This window comes from Leptospira noumeaensis (genome assembly GCF_004770765.1).
GTDB lineage: Bacteria > Spirochaetota > Leptospiria > Leptospirales > Leptospiraceae > Leptospira_A > Leptospira_A noumeaensis.
The window spans coordinates 687914-707708 of record NZ_RQFK01000026.1 but is presented as its reverse complement, the minus strand read 5'-3'; the positions used below and the strand labels follow the sequence as shown (position 1 = coordinate 707708).

Here is a 19795-nt window from a genome sequence, read left to right as displayed (position 1 = left end):
TTTTCAAATAACAAATTTCTATTTTGGAATCCTTTTGATCTTATAACCAAAGGGTTTTAAAATCGAAAGGCCAGCCAATCTATACTTCGACGAATGATTCATCGTGATTTGGTAATTGTATTTTTTTCCTTCACGATAATGGCGTTCAATCGTTGCCCCAAGAAAACCAAAAGGAACTCCTGCCCCTTTTAGAATCTTTCGGTATAATAGAATGAAACTTTCAGGAGTTAAGGAAGTTCCCACATAATAAACTTTGCCTTTTCCATATGAATTCACTGTGATGGCTGGTTTGCCGGAATAAAACTTTTTAGAATCGTTATATCTGGCGACAACCTTCGCCGTTTTTGGTTCCAGAATTTCACAAAACTTAGCACCTTTTAGAGGTAATATTCCCATACGAATTCGGACCTTATCAGTAGCTGGCGCTTCAAACTGAAATACTTCCACCCCAGTCATTTCACCGAATACACCAGGAACAGGTTCTTCAACCATCCAGTGGTCCTTGTCTTTGATTCCCGCGCGGTAACCAAGAACCAAAGTTCCCCCATTCGCTACATAGGTTTTTAATTTTTCCACAACTGCTGGATCAAACATTGTATAGAGAGGGAGTGTTAATACTTTGTATTTTGACCAGTCGTTCTCTGCACTAATGGGTAAGGAATGGGAGTTTACATTCAAAACATTGGTTCCTGCAAACCAAGTAGCGAGTTCAATATCGTAGCCAACTTGAGCAAAAGGAACCGGAGCAAATTTTAAACCATCACTAAGAGGTTGGTGTTTGTAATTACGGGAATTTTCAATATCATGTAAAATTGCCACCTCTGCGTTGTAAGGCGAATCAGCAATGTCGATAGCAAATTCACGAATGTCTTCGATTGTATTTTTTAATTCAAAGTACTTGGCAGTTTTTCTTTTTCCATGGTCTAGAATTCCATAACAAAGTTGTTCTTGGCCAAATCTTGCCGTCCGGTATCGAAAGAAATAAATTTGGTTCGCTCCATTCACAATGGCTTGTGTGAGCCAAAGGCCAATTTGGCCCGGCGGTGGAAGGTAACCCAAAGTATCGTGACCTTGGACACCCGAAAATTGTTCCATCACAGTGTATGGTTTGTTCTTTAAACCTCTAGAATATTGTTGTGTGGCTGTAACAAGAGGATGTGGGTATGGCTCTTGTTGGTTCCCCCAAACAGGATAGTTATCCCAAGACACATAGTCCAATTTGGAAAACATATCTGCCATATCTGTGATTGGTAAAAAAGGAGAAGGATAAAGATTCGTTGTGAGTGGTTTTCCTTTGCTATATTTGCGTAATATCTCTGCTTGGAAATGAATGTAGGATACCAGTTCATCCGATTGGAATCTGTAATAGTCTTGAATCATGGCAGGATTGAAATTACTAGCGACGTGGGCTGCTGGTAACGGAATTTCATTCCAGTCTGAATAGATGACTCCCCAAAAAACATTCCCCCAACGTTTGTTAAGCGAATCGAGAGTTTTGTATTTTGTCTTAAGCCATGTGCGAAAGTTTTTAAGAGCTAATGGAGAATAATCAACATCGGAACCTTCGTGTCCTGGTTCATTGTCAATTTGCCAGCCTGCTACTGCCGGATGATTGCCAAAATGTTTGGCCATTGCAGTCACAATCCGTTCCGTAGCTTTTTTGTAAGCAGGCGAGGAAAAACAGGCCTGGCGTCTCGTTCCAATCCCTCGAACAATCCCCTCTTTGGAAACCTGAACGATTTCAGGAAATTTTTTGTACAACCAGGGTGGAAAGGTTGCCGTCGGTGTTCCGAGAATCGCAGTCATTCCATGATCTTGGACTTTTTTTAAAACAGCATCAAACAAAGAAAAGTCGAACTTTCCTTCCTTGGGTTCCATAAGTCCCCATGCAAACTCGGCGAGCCTTACAGACGAAAGACCCATCTCTTTCATTATTTTAAGGTCTTCATCCCAATCCTTAGGGTTCCATTGTTCGGGATAATAACAGGCGCCAAAGATCATATTTTTCCTTTTTTCAGATTGCAGAATCTATCTTGTGACACAGACTGAATCAGAAAACACCCCTTTCAATCAAATAATGTCTGACCAAGTTATTTTAGGTATATCCAACACCCACCACTATCGATTTACTTTAGTCGATTTGACAGAAACAGCCAAAGAACCCATGTTTCTGCATTCTCTAAACAAAGAAATGTCCGTATTCCTATCCAAAACCATGATGGGCTCTCTCTTTCTCGCAGAGATGACAAAAAACCAACAAAAAGTAAGCATCCAATGGAAAGACGATTCCAACAAACAGGCTTTAGCCTATAGTGATCGGTATGGAAAGATGAAGTCTGTGGCCTATTCCGCAAGTCATGAAGAAGGTGACATTCGAAATGAATTTATTTTAGGCCAAGGAATCATGAAAGTGATTCGTTGGGACTTTGATTCAGACACTTACCAATCTTACACAAACCTTGTGGAAGATACCTTCGAAGTTAATTTTATCAAATACCTAACCGAATCAGAACAAATCAAAGCCATTGTAGGAATGGAAGTGTATCCTTTTGATTTTCCAGGAAATGATTTTTCCGCAAAAGGTTTGTTCTTTGAAGCCTTGCCCGATGCACCCGAAGAAAGTTTTAAGTTTCTCATTTCTAAAATCCAACCACTTGTGAGAAAAGAAGCATTTTGGGCACTCAGTATCGATGAGATGCTTACTTCTCTCCAAACAGAAATCGGATCTGAATTGGAAGTTTTAAGCAAAGAAACTCCAGAATTTTTATGTGATTGTTCCCGACATAAAGTGGCCGATATCATTGCTTCCCTTGGCAAACAAGAAGCCGATTCCATCATCGATGAAATGGGAAAAATAGAAATCACTTGTGAGTTTTGTAGAACAGCTTACCAATTTGATTCTTTTGATGTGGAGAAATTCTTCAATCAATGAAAGCCAGTTTTCTTTCTCTTAGAGAATCAGAACTGAACCCAGTGTTTTTAAGTTTGGACCAATTGGTAAAACAATTCTTAGAGAAAAATAGATTCCCCACCATTCTGATTTCTGGCGAGATGGGAGCCGGTAAAACTACTTTCGTTCGAGAATGGTATAGCCGATTCGGAACCGAAAGTTCCATCAATTCTCCTACTTTTTCTTTATATAATATTTACGATTCGCCTAACTTTCGTTTATACCATTTTGATTTGTACCGACTAAAATCTTCCGAAGAACTGGATGAACTTGGATTCGAAGAAATTTGGGGAAAAGAATCAGTTTCTGCGATTGAATGGTGGCAAATTGCGGAACCATATTTACCAAAAAAAAGTCGAATCCACTTGTCGATTGATTCGGATTCACAAGAGGTTCGTTCCTATACTTTGGAATGGTCAGATGAGGAAGTTCGATGAAGGTTTTGTATTTCGACACAACCCAAGATTGGATCCAAGTCCTTGTTGCTGAATATAAGGAAAATACGCATTTGGAAATTCTTTCCGAACAAACAGAAACCACACCAAAAGAATCTTCTTATAAGTTGGTAGAATACATTCGGTTGGGCTTAGAAAAAGCTAAAATCCAAAAACCAGATCTTATCATTACTCCAAACGGTCCGGGTTCTTTTACAGGCATTCGCATAACAGTGACTACAGCTAGAGATCTTGCCCAACTGTGGAAAATTCCAGTCTTTGGAGTCGATAGTTTAGAAGCATATTTGGTTGGAATTGGTGGAAACAGAGTTGATGGCGAAACTTCCCTACTTTGTTTGGATGGCAAACAAGGAAAATACTACACAAAATTTGCATCTAAAAGTGGTTTTTCCGAATCCTTCGATATGAAACCAGAATCCATTGAATCGAAACTGAAAACTAATGAATGGACACCTAACAATTGGTACTATACTGGAAATTTGCCTAAGTTTTACCCTAATACTGCGATAAAAATTGAAGCGACAAACCTAAATCTTTCGTCTATACTACAGTATAGTTTGAACCAGTATTTCAAATCAGAAACTAATAAAAACGACTATTTATCTCTCCTGCCCAACTACATCCGCGGGACCTACGTAGATCACAAATGAATTTATGGATACCTATAAAATACAAAGAAAAATCATAGAATTTCTGGATCAAAAATCCGGAAAGGACATCACAAGACAAGAGATCAAAAAAAAATTTACCGAATCAAGTGAATTCAAACGACCCGACCCAAAAACGAAGAAAGTAAAATCCTTCAAACGAAAAGAAAAAGTACCTAGAAAAGAAATCGAATTTCTTATCGACCAACTTCTCAACTTGTTAGAAGCCGAAGGATTACTAATTCCTAACAAAAAATACTTAACAGTAGCAAATCCCTTTCGCCTAACAGGCAGAATCTCCATTTCCCGTAGGGGTGATGGTTTTATCTCTCTCCCTTCCAAAAACGAAATTTTTGTTCCGGGGCCAATGACCAATTCAGCCATCACCGGAGATAAAGTAGAAGTCATCCCTTTGGGTGTTGGCAAAAGAGACAGGCTCGAAGCAGAAGTGACTAATATTGTCAAACGTGGCCGTGTTCTTTACCGAATGCGAGTTAGAGAAAAAACCAATAAATTTGTTTTTGGAAATTTTCTCGATATGCTTGGTGAAGGTAAAGAAGGTGTACTTCATGTTAAGTCCATTCTCAAAGACACATTTGATTCGATTCAAGTAAACGACACACTGATTGTAAAATTTAAAGAAGGCACACTTCCACAAGACAATCTTTATGATGTGAGTTTTATTCGATTTGAATCGGATACTAAAGAAGACAGCGACTTACAACGGATTCTAATGAAGTACAATTATGATCCGGTGCATCCTGATTTTATCCCTTTGGACTTTCCAGAAGAAGTTTCAGAAAAAACAGTTACGGATTGGAATACAAGAACTGATCTACGAGATTTATATGCAGTTACAATCGATGGCATTACTGCAAAAGATTTTGATGACGCCATTAGTTTTGTCGACGAAGGGAATAGACTTCGCGTATGGATTCATATTGCAGATGTTTCTTATTATGTAGAAAAAGATTCTCCTCTCGACAAAGAGGCCTATGAAAGAGCTACTTCGGTTTATTTAGCCAACCGTGTGGTTCCTATGTTGCCACCAATTTTATCAGAAGACCTTTGTAGTTTGGTGGCAAATACCAATCGCCTCGCCTTTACCGTAGAGATGGAAGCAAGTAAAACAGGTGAAATTTACAATGCCAAGTTTTATAAGTCCGTCATCAAAGTGAATACAAGATACACTTATGAAATGGCCGAAGAGGAAATCAAAGCCAAAGATCCCAAAAATTGGATGTATCAGGTTTCCCAATTCACGGAAGCCCTTCGCAAACGTAGAATGGAAGCAGGCCGAATCGATTTAAATTTACGAGAAACCACAATCACTTGGAACGAAAGAAAAGAACCTGTGGGAATAGTCAATCGTGAACGCCTAACAAGTCATATACTGATTGAAGAGTTGATGTTGTCTGCTAACTTGAAAGTAGATGAATTTTTAAGAAAAAGAAAAGCTCCGTCATTACATCGAATCCACGAAGCTATGGATGAAGAAAAGTTAGAGACACTCAATCATTTCCTCCAATTGAACGGTTATAACATCCAAATCAAAGATACAAGTTATACAGAGATCATGAAAGCAGTGAAAGAAATTGAAGATGGTTCCGTTGGAAAAATTTTCAATTATTTACTGTTGCGAAGTTTTATGCAGGCGTATTACGGATCTGATCCTCTCGGGCACTGGGGTCTTGGGTTCAAGGACTACTGTCATTTCACCTCACCCATCCGAAGGTATCCTGATTTAATAGTTCATAGAGTATTACAGGCAACCCTTTTAGAAACAGAAAGAGCATACTCTGAAAATGAAATTGCTGTGATGGGGCTTCATTGTTCAGAAGAAGAAAGAAGAGCCGCAGATGCGGAACGAGACATTGTCAAAATCAAATCATTTCGTTATCTGGAATCAACGGGAATCCAAGAGTTCAAAGGATTTATTGTGGGGATCCGACCTTCTCAAATTTTTGTGGAATTAGATATATCTAATTTGGAAGGTGTTCTCGATAAATCAGAGTTTACCGATGAATTTGAAGTTACGATTAAAAATGATTTCTCATTTTATTCGAAAAAATATTCAAAAATATTTTTTATCGGTGATCCAGTTTCTGTAAGCCTTGATCGAATCGACTTTGAGGAGATCAAAGTTTTTTTGAAATTAAAAGATTTCAAAAAAGATGAGCCCCAAACCAAAAAGAAGTAAATTAAACTTCCGAATCTATTTTATAAAGATAGATTCGGAATTTCTTCTCGTTTCCAGACCTTTCTAAAAAACTGCCTCTCTTTCATTTGAATCGACATAATTTTTTGAATGATGGTCTCTTCACTGATTTGGTGTGTTTTCATCAAATCACGATCCAAAGACAATTGGGAATGAGCCACCCATTTGACTAAAGATCGTTTGGTTCTTTCTGATTCTGGTAATAATTCATTCACTGAATCAAAAAATCTTTCATGACTTAGAAAAAGACCATTGGAGATTTCTGGCATAGGGGCCGCTCCGTGATCTGCGGTTACCACCATAATGAAGTTATCACCATAATTTGTTTTTAGAAATTCAAAGATGGTTTCGATTTCTTTGTCAGTCGCTTTTAAAACTTGTTCTGCCTCTTTAGATTCCCATCCATACAAATGACCCACAGCATCGGTAGCCTTTAAAGTTACATAGGCAAGATCAGTGATTCCATCTTTATCTTTCTTCGTATTGATAATCGTTTCAGTAAGCGTATCACGAAAGAGAGCGCCATCCATCTTTGCTTGAAATTCGGATCCTTGGAAATGATGGATTTTTGCGATTAAGTCGATTGGATCTTTAGCTTCAAAATGAGTGGAAATCTCCTTTTTATGATCTAAATAGAATTTGTACAGATTGTACTTTTGGACTGATTTAGGAACAAGGAAAGCATCGTTATACGTTGACCAAGATAGATTTTTTACATCTTGCCAATAAACATAATCATTATCTGGAGAAATTGTTTCAGATCCTTTTTTTATCGGTGTGAAAAGTTTTCCATGTCCTCCCATACCAACGGCTGCTCTTGCCGCATAACACTGACTCACGATGACTGGTTCATTATTTTTGGAAAGATCCCATTCATCGGCAAAACTCGGGACTTGCATCTCGCTCAAATCCCAATCTTTGTTTTTTCCTTGGTAAACAGGTCTATGGAGGACTTTTCCGTCTGCATAAGTATAAATTTCATTTGAAAAGATTTTTGAATCTTTGGGAAAAGCGCCGGTTCCAATGGCCATGTGACCGACTGCTGTATGGGATTCTAAATGACCAACTTTTGCTTTTTTGAAATAAGCAGATTTGTTTTTTAAATCTTCTAAGAAAGGATAAGCGCCTTTGTGTGCTTTGTAAAGTTGTCTTCCACCTTGGTCTACAACTACGGTAACAATGATTTCTGGTTTCTCTTTTTGGTTTTGGAATATTTTTTCCAAGTAGGATACATCAATTGTATTCTTAAACTGAAAGTCTAAAATTCTTCCATAAATGGAAGGGATATGTTGTTGGTTGATTTCATCAGAATACTGACCTGTGCGAATCCATTTTGGCCCATAAATCCAAATGGGAATTTCTGTATCATAGAAATATTGTGTATAGTGTGATGTGTAATTGACTTCTTTGGAAAAATGTTCGTCTTCCGCATCGAGTTGCCATTGGTTTTTTAAATCATCCCAGGACAAATCATGGTCTTCTAAAATATTTTTTATTTCCTCCTTTGAATAATGGGAAAGAGTGATTGCATCTCTTGCTTCTCTATCAAAAATATAGAATGGATATGGTGCTAATATTAAATCGGTATCAGGCTGCATGGAAAGATAGGCAGCGCGCTTATAATCTTTTTCCCAACCACAATTAAAAAGTGCCAAAAACAGACCAACTATGACTGCAATATTTCGATTTCTATATATTTGGTGTATCACTGTTTCCTTCCTATCCTGTTACACTCTACCTGATGTTTACTTTACTAGGCAAGTGCGAATTAAAGTTGTTGGTGATCTCATGTGCCATAACTCACAAATCTCTACCTATTACCGTGCAAAAACAAAAGATTATGATTCTAGTGGTAGTTTCGAATACGTTTCAAATTCATTACAAGATGCAGATTTAACTTTAGGTAATTTAGAAACGACTATCGCAACAGATCCGAATGAATTTACAGGTTACCCAAGATTTGGATCTCCTATTGGTTATTTAACGGGAATACAAAATTCTGGGTTTGACATTTTATCCACAGCTAACAATCATTCTGCTGATAAAGGTGCGTTTGGAATTGATCATACAATTGAATCTGTTAAACAAATGGGAATGGTTCCGATTGGAACTTTTAAATCCAATTCTGATTACATAGATAGAAAGGACTTTTTTATCGAGGTCAATGGAATCAAAATTGCAATTTATAATTATACATATTCTACAAATGGAATTCCTGTTAAAAATGATCGTATTGTTCGCTTATTAAATGAAAAACAAATTCAGGAAGATGTGGCTTTTGCCAAAGAAAACGGAATTCATTTTGTCATCCTATGGTATCACTATGGATCAGAGTACGAAGAAAAACCGGATAAGTCGCAGACCAAATGGGTGAATCTTGGACTCGAAGCTGGTGCTGATATCATCATTGGAGGCCACCCGCATGTGGTGCAAAGAATCGATCAGTTCCAAGAAGAAAAAACCTGGGAAGACCGACTGGTTGCTTATTCTCTTGGTAATTTTTTGTCTGCTCAAAATAGAGAAAACACAGATGGTGGAATCATTTTATCTTTCGAATTAGAAATCAATTCAAAGAATCAAAAGCGAATTAAAAATGTAATTACGGAACCGGTTTGGGTTTATTCCCATGGATATAAAATCATACCTATTTTAAAATACACAAGGAATGAAATTCCTTTAAAACTTCCGAAACATTTAGAAAAAAGAATGTATGGCTATGAAGCCCATCTAAAAAAAATTCCAGGTATCTTGTTTTAACTTTTTTAACCAGAGATTTCTCCGGCTATTAGATCGTATCCTTTTCCTTCACGAATCAAATCGATTGAGTCATCATTGATTTGTAAAATAGTGGAAAGTTCCATTCTGACAATCCCACCATCCACGATCCCATCGACTTGGTTTCCATAGATAGATTCTAAATCATCAATATCGATGATAAACTCGTCATCACAAAAGGCAGAAGTGGAAGTGAGAGGAGAATCATGGATTTTTAAAAGTTCAGTCAAATAGATATGATCAGGAATCCGAATGCCGATTTGTTTGTCTTTATGGTGAACCACTGAAGGTTTTGGAAGGTTTTTATTGGCTTTCAGGACAAAGGTAAATGGGCCAGGTGTCACTCGTTTCATCAGTCTATAAGCTGAATTTGGTAAATATTCAATGAAATTGGAAGCCATTGAAATGTCTTTACACATAAGAGAAAGTGGTTTGTCTTTGGGTAATTTACGAATGGCGTATATTTTTTCGACACCCAACTTTGAATGAGAATCGGCAATGATCGCATAAACAGTATCAGTTGGAAATATAAATACAGCTCCATCCTTCAACCTGTCCGAAATTTGTTTGAGTTTTCGGATTTCGGGATTTTCTGGATGGAGATAAAGGATCATAAAAATTTCACTGCAACTATTGTGCTGTGAGTCCCCCATCCAGAACAATGCACTGGCCTGTCATATAAGAAGAAGTATCTGATGCCAAATATATTGCTGCACCTAATAATTCTTCTGGTTTACCAAGTCTTCCCATTGGAATACCAGCAAGCACTTGTTTCATGATAAATTCTTTGTCTTTGATCATGTCAGTCATTTCTGTATCAATAAGGCCCGGACAAATGACATTCACTCGGTAACCATTATTGCACCATTCGATGGCAAGTGCTTTGGATAAAGTGATGACAGCGCCTTTTGTCCCGGAATACACGGATGCAAGTTTACTACCTACCATTCCCAGAACAGAAGCTACATTGATGATGTTTCCACCTTCTTTTTTATGATGTTTGTAATATGCTTGGCAATTGCGAAATACTCCCACATAGTTTGTTTGAACTATATTTTGTAATTCTTCTTCTTTAAATCCAGAAGCTGGAGTATTTGTTGCAATCCCTGCATTGTTGATAAGAGTATTCAGTTTTCCATGTTTTGCTTTGATTTGGCCAATGATTTCATAAGCCGCACCTTCACTTCGCACATCCAAAACCACACCATTGATACCTTCTTTGGCCATCCATTCAATGGATTCTGGTCTCGAACCTGCACCGTAGACAATAGCACCAGCATCTCTAAATCCTAGAGCCAAAGTTTTTCCAATACCTCGGCTGGCACCAGTGATCAAAATTGTTTTCCCTTTTACATCAAATAAACTCATTTTACCTCGTGATTGGAAGGATAACAATCGCTAGCTTGAGGTTTTGTGTCTTCCAAAAGTTTTTTATAATCTAAAGTATTATCATCCCGAACCAAATCTCTTCTTATGTAGTGTGTTCCTTTTTCATAGTAATCTGCTACGGGATTACAATCTTGGATGTCTTCCGAAAGACCTCGTTTGCATCCAAAAACAAAAACGATCGCCCATAAAAAAATAGCCAAAAGTCGAGGACTCATCATTATGAAATGAAACAATATCCCGTAAGGAATAGCAAGAATTTGTTTATACTCAAATCGACATCACCAAGACGGATCCAAATACTCACCGATCTTGGATTTTCATTCCAAGTGGAACCAGCAAACATTGATGAAACGCAAATTCCAGGAGAAGTCCCTTTAGTTTATTTAGAACGAATGGTTCACTCTAAATTGGGAGATCAAGCTGATAAAAACAACTTATACCTAGCAGCCGATACCATTGTTGTATTTCAAAATGAAATTTTACACAAACCGATCGACGTGGAAGATTCGGTTCGCATACTCAAAACCCTTTCGGGGAAAAAACATTCAGTCTTTTCTGGCGCTGGTTTACGGATTGGAACAATGTTTGATTTCTTTTACGAAGAAACCGAAATTCAATTTAAGGATTGGAAGGAAGCCGAGATTCGAGATTATGTTTTGCGATGTCGACCTTTTGACAAAGCTGGATCATATGGAATCCAGGATGAAAATGGCCCGGTATTAGAGCGAGTTGGTTCCTATACCAATGTGATGGGATTCCCTCTCCGAAGTTTTTTTGCTCTTTCTTCGGTGTGGTTACCATTCTGGGAAAGGTCTATTACGCGTATAAGTTGACTAAATTTCCCGGTTTGTAGGCCGCTTTGGCATCCGGACTTGTTTGGACTTCTGCTGCTTTTTTTTCAGTTTCACCAGAAACATATTTAGGCTGGTAGGAGCGAGACTGAATTTCTTCTACTTGCTCCACTGCTTGGGTATTGTATGCGGGAGACACATACATATACGGTTCGCCTAGTCCTGAAACTCTTGCCACATTACTTGAGATTTCCATACTATGAATATCGCCTCGATCTTATCGAAAGATTAGACCGGATTTACGAAAATGGAAACAAAAAAATCACAAGCCAGAGAATTTACCTCTCTTTTCCAACTCTTCAAAACCCAGACTAGTAACCTTCCGCAATTTTTTGCCTATACGGGGGAAGATTCCTATGAATTTGAACTCATCATCGACCATTACAAAGAAGCACTTTCAAAATCATCAGGAGCCTATGAGATCATTCTGATCGTTTCGGAATCAGGAGAACAGGCAAAACTTTTTGCTGAACTATTTACACCTGATATGTTCTACCCAAGAAAACTCATCATTGTCAAACAAGCTGCCGCACTTTTTAAACCCATACTTGATGCAAAAGCCGCACAAGAATGGAAAGACTTTGCTTCTGGATTTCGTAAAAATATAACCGCGGTTTCTGATGAAATTTTCCTCATTGTTCATTACGATGGAAAAGATATCCCACAAGGTTTGATCCAACTCTTTCAAGGAACTTTAAACTATTACAAAACTAAGTTTTTATATCCAAGTGATTACCCAAAAGTATTCAAAGAAGTTTGTGACCAAGAACAAGTTCATTTTGAACCCAATGCCGCCGATGAATTCATCCATCGAATTCCTGCCAATGTAGGTGCTTATCTAAAAAGTGTAAAAAAATTAAAACAATACTTACACCGTTCTAAATTTACAATCGATGATGTGAATTCGGTTTTGTTTAGCCAAAATGAACTGAATACCAATGTACTTGTAGAAACTTTGGTGCAAAAACGTAAGGTAGATTTTTTTAAAGAATTCACAAAGTTTGGGGATCAAAACTCAGAGATACTCAGTTTCTTAACCAGGCTCAGTTACAAACTAGACGAGATTCGCAAAATCAAAGTCATTCGAGCAAGGCATAATGGGGAAGTTCCCATTCCGATCATGGATGAACTTTTAAAAACAGGAAGTTATTCTGATGCCAGAAAAAATTTTGTAAGAAGGCAATTGGTTTCTGATTCTGCTCTATTTACAGATAAAACTTTAGATTTGTTTTATGACCAAGTGATTGAAATGAATATCAAATTCAAATCAGGTCTTCGCGATGAAGAAGGAAGAAATTATTTTTTACAAAAAATTATGCACCTCTTTTCTTTACTTCAAGAAAGATCTTCCAAATGATATTCATGTAATTTGCGATATAAATTTCTTTCAGAAATTCCAAGTAACTTTGCTGCTTTTTCTCTGTTTCCTTTCGTATAAATCAAATTGGCTTTAATGATTTCCTTTTCATAAGTTTCCAAACTAATCCCTGGTTTTACCTCTAAATCAGACAGTTGGTTTTCAAAAAAATGGGAAGGAATCTGTTTCCAATGCAATTGTTTGCCAGAAGAAAATCCCACAAGGGCAAAGATCATATCTCGTAATTCAGAGAGATTCGAGGTAAAGGTTTTGTTTTTAAAGAAAACAAAAAACTCTTCTTCTATACCTGTGATCTTTTTACCCAGCTCTGTGTTTGCTTCTTCTAAAAACTGAGAAACAAATAATGGTAATTCAGATATTCTTTTTTTCAGATTGGGAAGTTCAAAGCGAAAAGACTTTAACTGATCATAAAAATCTGCATACACATTCTTTTGGTTTAAAGTTTCTAGTTCCTCAGAATGAATTTCCCAATATAAATTTACTTTGGATTTTTCTTCGTATTTCTCCGATTTCCACCATTGTTGTAATAACAAAACTTCTTCCGGTTTGGCCTTCGTAATACGATCAATCAAAATGGTAATCATTTGTTTTGAAGATTTGATTTTTTCCAAAGATTCCGCGAATGGCATTGGATACGAAAAATCCAAACGAATCATTGAGTCTGGTAATATATTTCTTTGTTCTAAACTCTTTTGGATCCAAAAACTTTTTCCTACGCCTCTTTCTCCAATGATTAACATCGGTAAGTTGGAATTAGAAGTTTCGATCCATTGATTACGAATCTTTTGAATGTCAGATCCGCTGGAAATCCATTCTGAAGTGGGTTTACTTCTTTTTGATGACACTCACTGTCCCTTGCAGATATCCATTAAATTCTCTAATTTTATTTATATCTAAAAACTTTTTTGCCTGGGAAGGTTTTACCAAAAGCGTTTTTGGATAGGTTGTATTGATTTTAAATAAATTTGTTTCTGCTGGGGCATTTTTTACGCCCCATGTAGAAAGCGGATCCAAAACAAAAGTAGTTTGGATCAAATACTCTTTTCCTTTGGTAACAGCCACATCATAAGGCAACTGAATCCAAATAGCTTCTCCTTTTGATTCCACAAGAACTGTTTGAAATCGATCTTTTTCCGTTTGATCAGTATTCGATTCTGTTCGAAGTATATACTCCAAATCGGTTTTGATTTCTTCTTTTTCCAATACACGTTTGTCGGAAATTTTTTCGTAAGCAAGGTAAAGATTATAAGGAGTGATCACATCCACTGCGGCGCGAACGAGCGAGGCATCATATTTTTTAATTTGGCTTTGGTTCCAGTTGAAAGGCATCGGCAATTCTTCCACCGAAGAATACACATTGAATTGGTTTAAGTAAAGGTATTCATATCCTTCGGAAGTACCTATCTTTTGGTATTCCGTAATACCTACAACTCGGCTATTACTTGCCTTACCAATCCTTTGTAATTCTCTAATAGTGCTTAGTTCCGAATGATTTGGAATTAATAGAACCGGTTCAATTTCCATATGACGCAGATCGTTCAAAGCCATGATGATAGAACCCGATTTATCTTTTACTGCGGAGGAGAGTAATAAAAATAGTTTTCTAGATTCTTTTTTTCCAGAGGAAATTTTTGACTTTAATCCTTGTAATGCGGATAGAATTGATTCGGCTTGGTTGTTACCTTGCCATCCCGTTTCTTCCATCAATTTTTTAATTTCAATATGATCTTTCGTTGGCGGGATTGTGACAATTTTATCTTTTTTTACCAGCGTCACACCCAAAAACAATCCATCTTGATCGTACATGGAAGTTAAACTTTTTAAGATGTCTTTTTTGTAATAGGCATAAGAGGAATTGATATCGATAAAAACATTTATCTCGTAATTGGGAGCAACTTTGTTTTTCTTTTCATAAAAACGAGGAGGCAAAAATCGAAAACTTTTATCGTTATGTTTTTCATAGGCTAATACAAAATTAGAAATGAGTTTGGATTGGATCGTTTGTCTCGTTTGGTTTTTACAATTGAAAATAACGGATTTAACGAGAATGGGGTTCCCAAAATCAATCTGATCTTGTACCACAAAATGCGAATCCCATTCATTACAATATGAATAGAGATCCTGATCTTTTAACTCTGCCTCTTCGTTCCACTCTGATTCATTTAAAAAATTTTCTACAAGTTTTGGATCCGTAATTTCAGTAAAAAAATTTCGTTTTAAATAGTGTCGTGAAAGACGCGACAATTCAAAACCCGCCTCTCGTCGTGTCCCAAGAACCGGAGGAACTTCGCCTGAAATATAGGCGGGAAGAATAGAAATTTCTTTCCCAGAAATAAATTGCGGGAAGAACGCAATAAAAACGAGGGTTAGTGTATAGAAAATGCAAAAAGAACGGCGAGACATAAAATTAAAATCGGTCGATTCAGTGAAAATGTAAATCTTTATCCTACAACCCTCATTCGTTTTCTTTGAGAAAAGATTGACAAGGGGTTTTTATAGGACCAAATTCTTCGGAAAAGGAGTAGATTCTTTATGAAGAAATCGCTTATCGTATGTGCCTCTCTAATCGCATTTGTTGTATCTTGCGGATCCAATGATGGAGGCAGAAGAGACGCTACGACCGTAGGTAAAAATGGTTGGATTTTTGAAGGTTGGGCTTGTGCGCCAGACGCCGCTGCTGCAAAACGTGGTGAAAGCCCTGCTGAGTATTGCAAAGGAAAAGAGAAAGAGTTCGATTATCTTTACATGAAATTTTCTGCACGTGCTTCTGACAAAGCCATCAAAGCTAACTCAGTTGCTATGAAACAATCCACTTGCCGTGAAGCAGCTCGTCTTCAAGTTGCTGGTGATGGTTTGAAAAAAATCTTAGGTGAATACTTAGAACAAGCTTCTGGTGTATCTGATGGTCAATCCACAGGTTCCGTAATTGTTTCTGAATCAAAAGGTATCATCAAAGGTGTTGGAGTTTATGACTGCTGCTCACTTAACAACGATACAGGAATTTGCGCAAATGTTGGCGAACCTGAAACTTGGGAAGAATGTCAGTGTGTTGGATACTTGCGTTATGCGGGTGGACAAAAAGCTCTGGAAGCAAAGGCAACTGCAGCTCAGTAATCTGACTGTTTAGCACTTAAACTTCAAAAAGCCTCCTTTTAAAGGGGGCTTTTTTTTGCCCTGGCCTTAAATTACTTTTTTAGTTTTGGATCAAAGTAATGTTTATGGATGAATTCTTGAACAATTTTATGTTCCGCTGCTGCCAAAGGTTGGAAAATCACCGAAGTTGTTTTTCCTGCCGTTCTGTGCACCGTTCCAATGATCTCTAACGGATTTTGATGAAGAGAAAATTGGATCTTAACTTGATCCCCTTCGTAAAAGATAGCTGTTGTTTGAAAAGCAAGTCCGCCTGTTCCTAAATCGGAAAGATGTCCAGTGACTGCAGAATTTTTTGATTTAATAAGTTCTACAGTACAAGGTACGTCTAATTTTACCCTTGCATCTTTACGTTTTTGTTTTGCTCCACCATATTTACTATAACTATCTGAAAATATTGACTGCTTAGAATCTGCCATTTTAACTTCCTTTATGCGAGACTAACAAATGTTTCACAGTTGATATTCTCATTTTTTATTTCGCTTGTTTCCAAAAACTTAGAATCGATTTGCACGGACTCTAATCTATCTATAAATTGATTCACATTTGTGATTGCTAAAAGTTCTCTTTTTGTTTCCTCTGGGAAACCAGTATTTTCTATATATCGTATAAAATGTTTTCTAAAAAGGATCAAAGCATAATCATCTTCGGAAGGATAAAAATTTAACATTAAATTTAAATGTTCCAAAATGACTTCTTTGATTTCTGACCAGCTAACCTCTTCCTTGGGTCTTTCAGAAAAAATCCAAGGGTTTCCAATCGCCTTGCGACCAATCAGAACAAGATCAACTCCATAAGCCTTTTTCTTATTCAATGCTTCTGAAAAACTGGCCACATCCCCGTTTCCGAAAATAGGAACATTTGCTTTTGATTTGATTTCACCAATTGCATTCCAATCGGCTAAACCGGTATAAGCCATAGCTTTTGTCCTTCCGTGAACGGAAATAGCCGATACTCCAGATCCTTCCAATACTTTGACTGTTTCTAAATAATTTAAGGAGTTAGAATCCCAACCGAGTCGAATCTTTGCAGTCACCGGAAGACCCGTTTTTTTTCGAATCCCTTCAATCATTGCACCAGCCAAATTAACATTTCTTAAAAGACCAGCACCTGAGCCGTGATGGGAAACTTTAGCAACCGAACATCCCATATTCAAATCTATTACATCTGGTTTTTTAGAAGCAGCAATTTCTGAGGCATTCACAACCGTTTCTAAATCCGAACCAAAAATTTGAAAAAAGATGGGTCGTTCCGTTTCTAAATAACGAAACATATCCAACGACTTTGTATTTCCCATTAACAATTGTTCTGTGGATACAAATTCCGTGTAAGCAAAAGCTGAACCATACCGTCTTGTGATTTGCCTGTAAGGACTGTCAGAAATACCCGCCATCGGAGAAAGAACAACATCACCTTTGATTGTCACTCCCCCGATGGTAATCATAATCCCTCTTTATTCCGACTCGGATTCTGAATCTCTAACGACGGCAAAGTCTTTTACAAAGTCATCATCTTTGGTATTCACAACTTTGACACCCATAGCAGAACGACCCACCATTGAGATTGTTTTCACTTCTACGCGAATCGCCATTCCGGATTGTGTGATGACGAGAAGTTCATCTTCTTCTTTTACAGAAGCAATTCCAACAGCCCGTCCATTTTTTTCACCAATCTTTAAGTAGGTCATCCCTTTGCCACCACGACCTTTAGTAGAGAACTCTTCAAAATCAGTTCGTTTTCCAAATCCGTTTTCGGAGACGCAGAATAAATTAGTTCCCGGTTCTACTTTTGTAATCCCTGCAATGGCATCGTCATCTTCCAACTTCATGGCAGTCACACCGGAAGCCGTTCTTCCTTGCGAACGAAGTTCATTCAAATTCATTCGAATTGCGAGACCATTTTTACTTCCGATAAACACATCAAAGTTGTTTGGATTGGCAATCACATCGATGAGTTCATCTCCATCACGAAGGCCAATGGCTATGATTCCCGATTTTTTAGTATTTGTGAATTCATCTAATTGGATTTTTTTCACAAAACCTTCTCTTGTTACCATGAGAAGATAGGACTCGTCGAAATTTCGGAATGTAAACAAGGAAGTGATGATTTCATCATCATTTAAGTTGATGACTGCTTTGAGTGATTTACCACGTGCTTCTTTGGTAGCAATTGGTAACTCATAAACTTTCATTAGGAATGCTCTTCCTTTATTAGAGAAAAGCATCAAGTTATCATGAGTCATGGCACTACTTAGTTTTTTAACAAAGTCTTCTCTTTTGGTTGAGATCCCTTGAACACCTTTTCCGCCACGTTTTTGGCGACGGAACGTATCCATAGGAAGGCGTTTGATAAACATATCTTCTGATAACTGAACGACTACTTCTTCATCAGCAATCAAATCTTCTGCGTTGAATGTTGAGGATTCTAAAGATTCAAGGCTGATTTCTGTTGCGCGAGTATTTCCAAAAGATTGGGCAACCTTTCCAAGTTCATCACAGATGATCGATTTAACTCGTTCTGGTTTGGCAAGAATGTCTTCTAGGTCAGCAATGAGAAGTCTAACTTGTTCTAGTTCTTCGATAATCTTTTGAACTTCTAAGGAAGTTAAACGTTGCAAACGCATTTCCAAAATGGCATCCGCTTGGATTTCAGAAAGGGAAAAGGTAGCCATGAGGGAGCCCTGGGCTTCTCTTGCATCTTTCGAAGCACGGATGATACGAATCACTTCATCGATGTTATCAAGAGCAATGCGAAGCCCTTCTAAGATATGAGCTCTTTTTTGTGCTTTGTCTAAATCGAATTCAGTACGTTTGATTACGACTTCGTTTCTGTGATTAGCATAGGCTTTTAGAATTTCTTTAAGAGAGAAAATTTTAGGACGGTTGTCTAAAATCGCAAGCATGGTAATTCCATAACTCACTTGTAGTTGTGTCAGTTTGAACAACTGGTTTAGAATTACCTGAGCGTTCGCATCTTTTTTAACGTGAATCTCTACTCGAATTCCTTTTCTATCTGAAAGATCTAAAATTTCAGAAATACCCTCTATGATCTTTTCGTTTACCAAGTCCCCAATTTTTTCGAGTAAATTCTTTTTGTTTACTTGGTAGGGAATTTCATTCACAACAATGATCTCACGACCTTTGTTGTTTTCGATGATATCCACTTTGGAACGAATGCGAATGGAACCTTTTCCTGTCGCGTAGGCTTGGTAAAGTCCCTCTCCACCAATGATCGTTCCACCAGTAGGGAAATCCGGTCCGGGAATGATCTTCATGAGTTCTGGAAGCGTGATATCAGGATTTTGAATGAGTGCAATCACCGCGTTCACCGCTTCTTTTAAGTTATGCGGTGGAATGTTCGTTGCCATACCCACGGCAATCCCTGTGGAACCATTGACTAAAATATTTGGAAAATTAGCTGGTAAAACATCTGGTTGCTGTCTCGTATCATCAAAGTTTGGTGAAAAACTGACTGTATTTTTCTCAATGTCTTTGAGAAGTTCTTCGGCTAGTTTTGTAAGACGAGCTTCTGTATAACGATAAGCCGCAGCATTGTCACCGTCGACAGATCCAAAGTTTCCCTGTCCATCAATCAAAGTTTCTCGCATAGAGAAAGTTTGGGCCATACGAACCATAGTTTCGTAAACAGGGGAATCACCATGCGGGTGATAGTTACCAATCACTTCCCCAACAATTTTCGCTGATTTTACATATGGACGATCGGATCTCCATGCTCTTTCATTCATCGCATGGAGAACACGTCTATGAACTGGTTTTAATCCATCTCTGACATCGGGAAGTGCACGTCCTACGATTACACTCATCGCATAATCAAGGTAAGCTTCCTTCATCTGGTCTTCGATTTCTACCGGAATGACTCTTACACCTGCTTTGAGAGCACCGGCAACGTCTGGTCTACCGGAAAGATTCAGTGCTAAGGTTTTGTTTGATTCGTTTTCTTGGCCGTTTTGTTCGGTCATTTT

At 37.7% G+C, this 19795-nt stretch carries 19 protein-coding genes; 8 read left to right on the top strand and 11 right to left on the bottom strand.

All coding sequences use genetic code 11. From position 1 onward, the window contains the following. Positions 1-18 precede the first annotated feature (18 nt). Positions 19-2001 carry a beta-galactosidase gene (locus EHQ24_RS11465; protein WP_135601747.1) on the bottom strand — a complete coding sequence of 661 codons (1983 nt, stop codon included), beginning with the start codon at positions 1999-2001 and terminating at the stop codon, positions 19-21. A gap of 76 nt (positions 2002-2077) precedes the next feature. Between EHQ24_RS11465 and EHQ24_RS11460 the strand changes: the two genes are divergently transcribed. From EHQ24_RS11460 to EHQ24_RS11445, 4 genes are read left to right on the top strand one after another with little or no spacing between them, the layout of a single operon-like run. Beyond that, entirely contained in the window at positions 2078-2932 is an 855-nt protein-coding gene (locus EHQ24_RS11460; RefSeq protein WP_135601746.1) for an Hsp33 family molecular chaperone HslO, read from the top strand. Continuing rightward, entirely contained in the window at positions 2929-3387 is a 459-nt protein-coding gene (gene tsaE, locus EHQ24_RS11455) for a tRNA (adenosine(37)-N6)-threonylcarbamoyltransferase complex ATPase subunit type 1 TsaE (protein WP_135601745.1), read from the top strand. Before EHQ24_RS11460 ends, tsaE begins: the two co-directional genes overlap by 4 nt. Next, a complete protein-coding gene (gene tsaB, locus EHQ24_RS11450) occupies positions 3384-4055 on the top strand; it encodes a tRNA (adenosine(37)-N6)-threonylcarbamoyltransferase complex dimerization subunit type 1 TsaB (RefSeq protein ID WP_135601744.1) in 672 nt (223 codons plus the stop codon). Before tsaE ends, tsaB begins: the two co-directional genes overlap by 4 nt. A gap of 4 nt (positions 4056-4059) precedes the next feature. Then, the gene (locus EHQ24_RS11445) at positions 4060-6252 is read left to right on the top strand and encodes a ribonuclease R family protein (RefSeq protein WP_135601743.1); all 2193 of its coding nucleotides are present in this window, start codon (positions 4060-4062) and stop codon (positions 6250-6252) included. Between the two features lie 20 nt (positions 6253-6272). Here the strand turns inward: EHQ24_RS11445 and EHQ24_RS11440 are convergent, their stop codons facing one another. After that, positions 6273-7979 (bottom strand): alkaline phosphatase family protein, encoded by a 1707-nt coding sequence (locus EHQ24_RS11440; protein ID WP_135601742.1) that lies wholly within the window; start codon positions 7977-7979, stop codon positions 6273-6275. A 52-nt stretch (positions 7980-8031) separates the two neighbouring features. On the opposite strand from EHQ24_RS11440, the gene EHQ24_RS11435 reads away from it, so the two are divergent. Then, a complete protein-coding gene (locus EHQ24_RS11435; RefSeq protein WP_208725758.1) occupies positions 8032-9027 on the top strand; it encodes a CapA family protein in 996 nt (331 codons plus the stop codon). Between the two features lie 5 nt (positions 9028-9032). Here the strand turns inward: EHQ24_RS11435 and EHQ24_RS11430 are convergent, their stop codons facing one another. The 3 genes from EHQ24_RS11430 to EHQ24_RS11420 are packed head-to-tail and all read right to left on the bottom strand — an operon-like array spanning position 9033 to position 10652. Beyond that, entirely contained in the window at positions 9033-9659 is a 627-nt protein-coding gene (locus EHQ24_RS11430) for an L-threonylcarbamoyladenylate synthase (RefSeq protein WP_135601740.1), read from the bottom strand. Positions 9660-9675: 16 nt separating this feature from the next. Then, positions 9676-10413, bottom strand: a complete 738-nt coding sequence (locus EHQ24_RS11425) for an SDR family NAD(P)-dependent oxidoreductase (protein WP_135601739.1) — start codon at positions 10411-10413, stop codon at positions 9676-9678. Continuing rightward, positions 10410-10652: a hypothetical protein gene (locus EHQ24_RS11420; RefSeq protein WP_208725804.1), complete on the bottom strand. Its 243-nt coding sequence runs from the start codon at positions 10650-10652 to the stop codon at positions 10410-10412. Before EHQ24_RS11420 ends, EHQ24_RS11425 begins: the two co-directional genes overlap by 4 nt. A gap of 39 nt (positions 10653-10691) precedes the next feature. On the opposite strand from EHQ24_RS11420, the gene EHQ24_RS11415 reads away from it, so the two are divergent. Next, positions 10692-11267 carry a Maf family protein gene (locus EHQ24_RS11415; protein WP_135602450.1) on the top strand — a complete coding sequence of 192 codons (576 nt, stop codon included), beginning with the start codon at positions 10692-10694 and terminating at the stop codon, positions 11265-11267. On the opposite strand, the gene EHQ24_RS11410 is transcribed toward EHQ24_RS11415, so the two are convergent. Beyond that, complete coding sequence (locus EHQ24_RS11410) at positions 11251-11481, bottom strand: hypothetical protein (protein WP_100743653.1); 231 nt, start codon at positions 11479-11481, stop codon at positions 11251-11253. The two genes, EHQ24_RS11415 and EHQ24_RS11410, sit on opposite strands and share 17 nt — an antisense overlap. 51 nt (positions 11482-11532) lie before the next feature. On the opposite strand from EHQ24_RS11410, the gene holA reads away from it, so the two are divergent. Next, positions 11533-12642 (top strand): DNA polymerase III subunit delta, encoded by a 1110-nt coding sequence (holA, locus tag EHQ24_RS11405; protein WP_135601738.1) that lies wholly within the window; start codon positions 11533-11535, stop codon positions 12640-12642. Here holA and EHQ24_RS11400 read toward each other — a convergent pair. Beyond that, positions 12621-13508: a helix-turn-helix domain-containing protein gene (locus EHQ24_RS11400; protein WP_135601737.1), complete on the bottom strand. Its 888-nt coding sequence runs from the start codon at positions 13506-13508 to the stop codon at positions 12621-12623. The two genes, holA and EHQ24_RS11400, sit on opposite strands and share 22 nt — an antisense overlap. Then, a complete protein-coding gene (locus EHQ24_RS11395) occupies positions 13489-15066 on the bottom strand; it encodes an LIC10012 family protein (protein ID WP_135601736.1) in 1578 nt (525 codons plus the stop codon). Before EHQ24_RS11395 ends, EHQ24_RS11400 begins: the two co-directional genes overlap by 20 nt. 129 nt (positions 15067-15195) lie before the next feature. Between EHQ24_RS11395 and EHQ24_RS11390 the strand changes: the two genes are divergently transcribed. After that, positions 15196-15777 carry a lipoprotein LipL21 gene (locus tag EHQ24_RS11390; RefSeq protein WP_100788893.1) on the top strand — a complete coding sequence of 194 codons (582 nt, stop codon included), beginning with the start codon at positions 15196-15198 and terminating at the stop codon, positions 15775-15777. A 71-nt stretch (positions 15778-15848) separates the two neighbouring features. On the opposite strand, the gene EHQ24_RS11385 is transcribed toward EHQ24_RS11390, so the two are convergent. The 3 genes from EHQ24_RS11385 to gyrA are packed head-to-tail and all read right to left on the bottom strand — an operon-like array spanning position 15849 to position 19792. Further along, on the bottom strand, positions 15849-16232 hold the full coding sequence (locus tag EHQ24_RS11385) for a PilZ domain-containing protein (RefSeq protein ID WP_135601735.1): 384 nt from the start codon (positions 16230-16232) through the stop codon (positions 15849-15851). An 11-nt stretch (positions 16233-16243) separates the two neighbouring features. Continuing rightward, a complete protein-coding gene (locus EHQ24_RS11380; RefSeq protein WP_135601734.1) occupies positions 16244-17257 on the bottom strand; it encodes a tRNA dihydrouridine synthase in 1014 nt (337 codons plus the stop codon). A 9-nt stretch (positions 17258-17266) separates the two neighbouring features. After that, positions 17267-19792, bottom strand: a complete 2526-nt coding sequence (gene gyrA, locus EHQ24_RS11375) for a DNA gyrase subunit A (protein ID WP_135601733.1) — start codon at positions 19790-19792, stop codon at positions 17267-17269. Positions 19793-19795: the final 3 nt, after the last annotated feature.

What these genes read in the sequence shown, in the direction of transcription:
- EHQ24_RS11465 (WP_135601747.1), bottom strand. Translation starts at nt 2,001, where the DNA reads ATGATCTTTGGCGCCTGTTATTATCCCGAACAATGGAACCCTAAGGAT.
- EHQ24_RS11460 (WP_135601746.1), top strand. Translation starts at nt 2,078, where the DNA reads ATGTCTGACCAAGTTATTTTAGGTATATCCAACACCCACCACTATCGA.
- tsaE (WP_135601745.1), top strand. Translation starts at nt 2,929, where the DNA reads ATGAAAGCCAGTTTTCTTTCTCTTAGAGAATCAGAACTGAACCCAGTG.
- tsaB (WP_135601744.1), top strand. Translation starts at nt 3,384, where the DNA reads ATGAAGGTTTTGTATTTCGACACAACCCAAGATTGGATCCAAGTCCTT.
- EHQ24_RS11445 (WP_135601743.1), top strand. Translation starts at nt 4,060, where the DNA reads ATGGATACCTATAAAATACAAAGAAAAATCATAGAATTTCTGGATCAA.
- EHQ24_RS11430 (WP_135601740.1), bottom strand. Translation starts at nt 9,659, where the DNA reads ATGATCCTTTATCTCCATCCAGAAAATCCCGAAATCCGAAAACTCAAA.
- EHQ24_RS11425 (WP_135601739.1), bottom strand. Translation starts at nt 10,413, where the DNA reads ATGAGTTTATTTGATGTAAAAGGGAAAACAATTTTGATCACTGGTGCC.
- EHQ24_RS11420 (WP_208725804.1), bottom strand. Translation starts at nt 10,652, where the DNA reads ATGATGAGTCCTCGACTTTTGGCTATTTTTTTATGGGCGATCGTTTTT.
- EHQ24_RS11410 (WP_100743653.1), bottom strand. Translation starts at nt 11,481, where the DNA reads ATGGAAATCTCAAGTAATGTGGCAAGAGTTTCAGGACTAGGCGAACCG.
- holA (WP_135601738.1), top strand. Translation starts at nt 11,533, where the DNA reads ATGGAAACAAAAAAATCACAAGCCAGAGAATTTACCTCTCTTTTCCAA.
- EHQ24_RS11395 (WP_135601736.1), bottom strand. Translation starts at nt 15,066, where the DNA reads ATGTCTCGCCGTTCTTTTTGCATTTTCTATACACTAACCCTCGTTTTT.
- EHQ24_RS11390 (WP_100788893.1), top strand. Translation starts at nt 15,196, where the DNA reads ATGAAGAAATCGCTTATCGTATGTGCCTCTCTAATCGCATTTGTTGTA.
- EHQ24_RS11385 (WP_135601735.1), bottom strand. Translation starts at nt 16,232, where the DNA reads ATGGCAGATTCTAAGCAGTCAATATTTTCAGATAGTTATAGTAAATAT.
- EHQ24_RS11380 (WP_135601734.1), bottom strand. Translation starts at nt 17,257, where the DNA reads ATGATTACCATCGGGGGAGTGACAATCAAAGGTGATGTTGTTCTTTCT.
- gyrA (WP_135601733.1), bottom strand. Translation starts at nt 19,792, where the DNA reads ATGACCGAACAAAACGGCCAAGAAAACGAATCAAACAAAACCTTAGCA.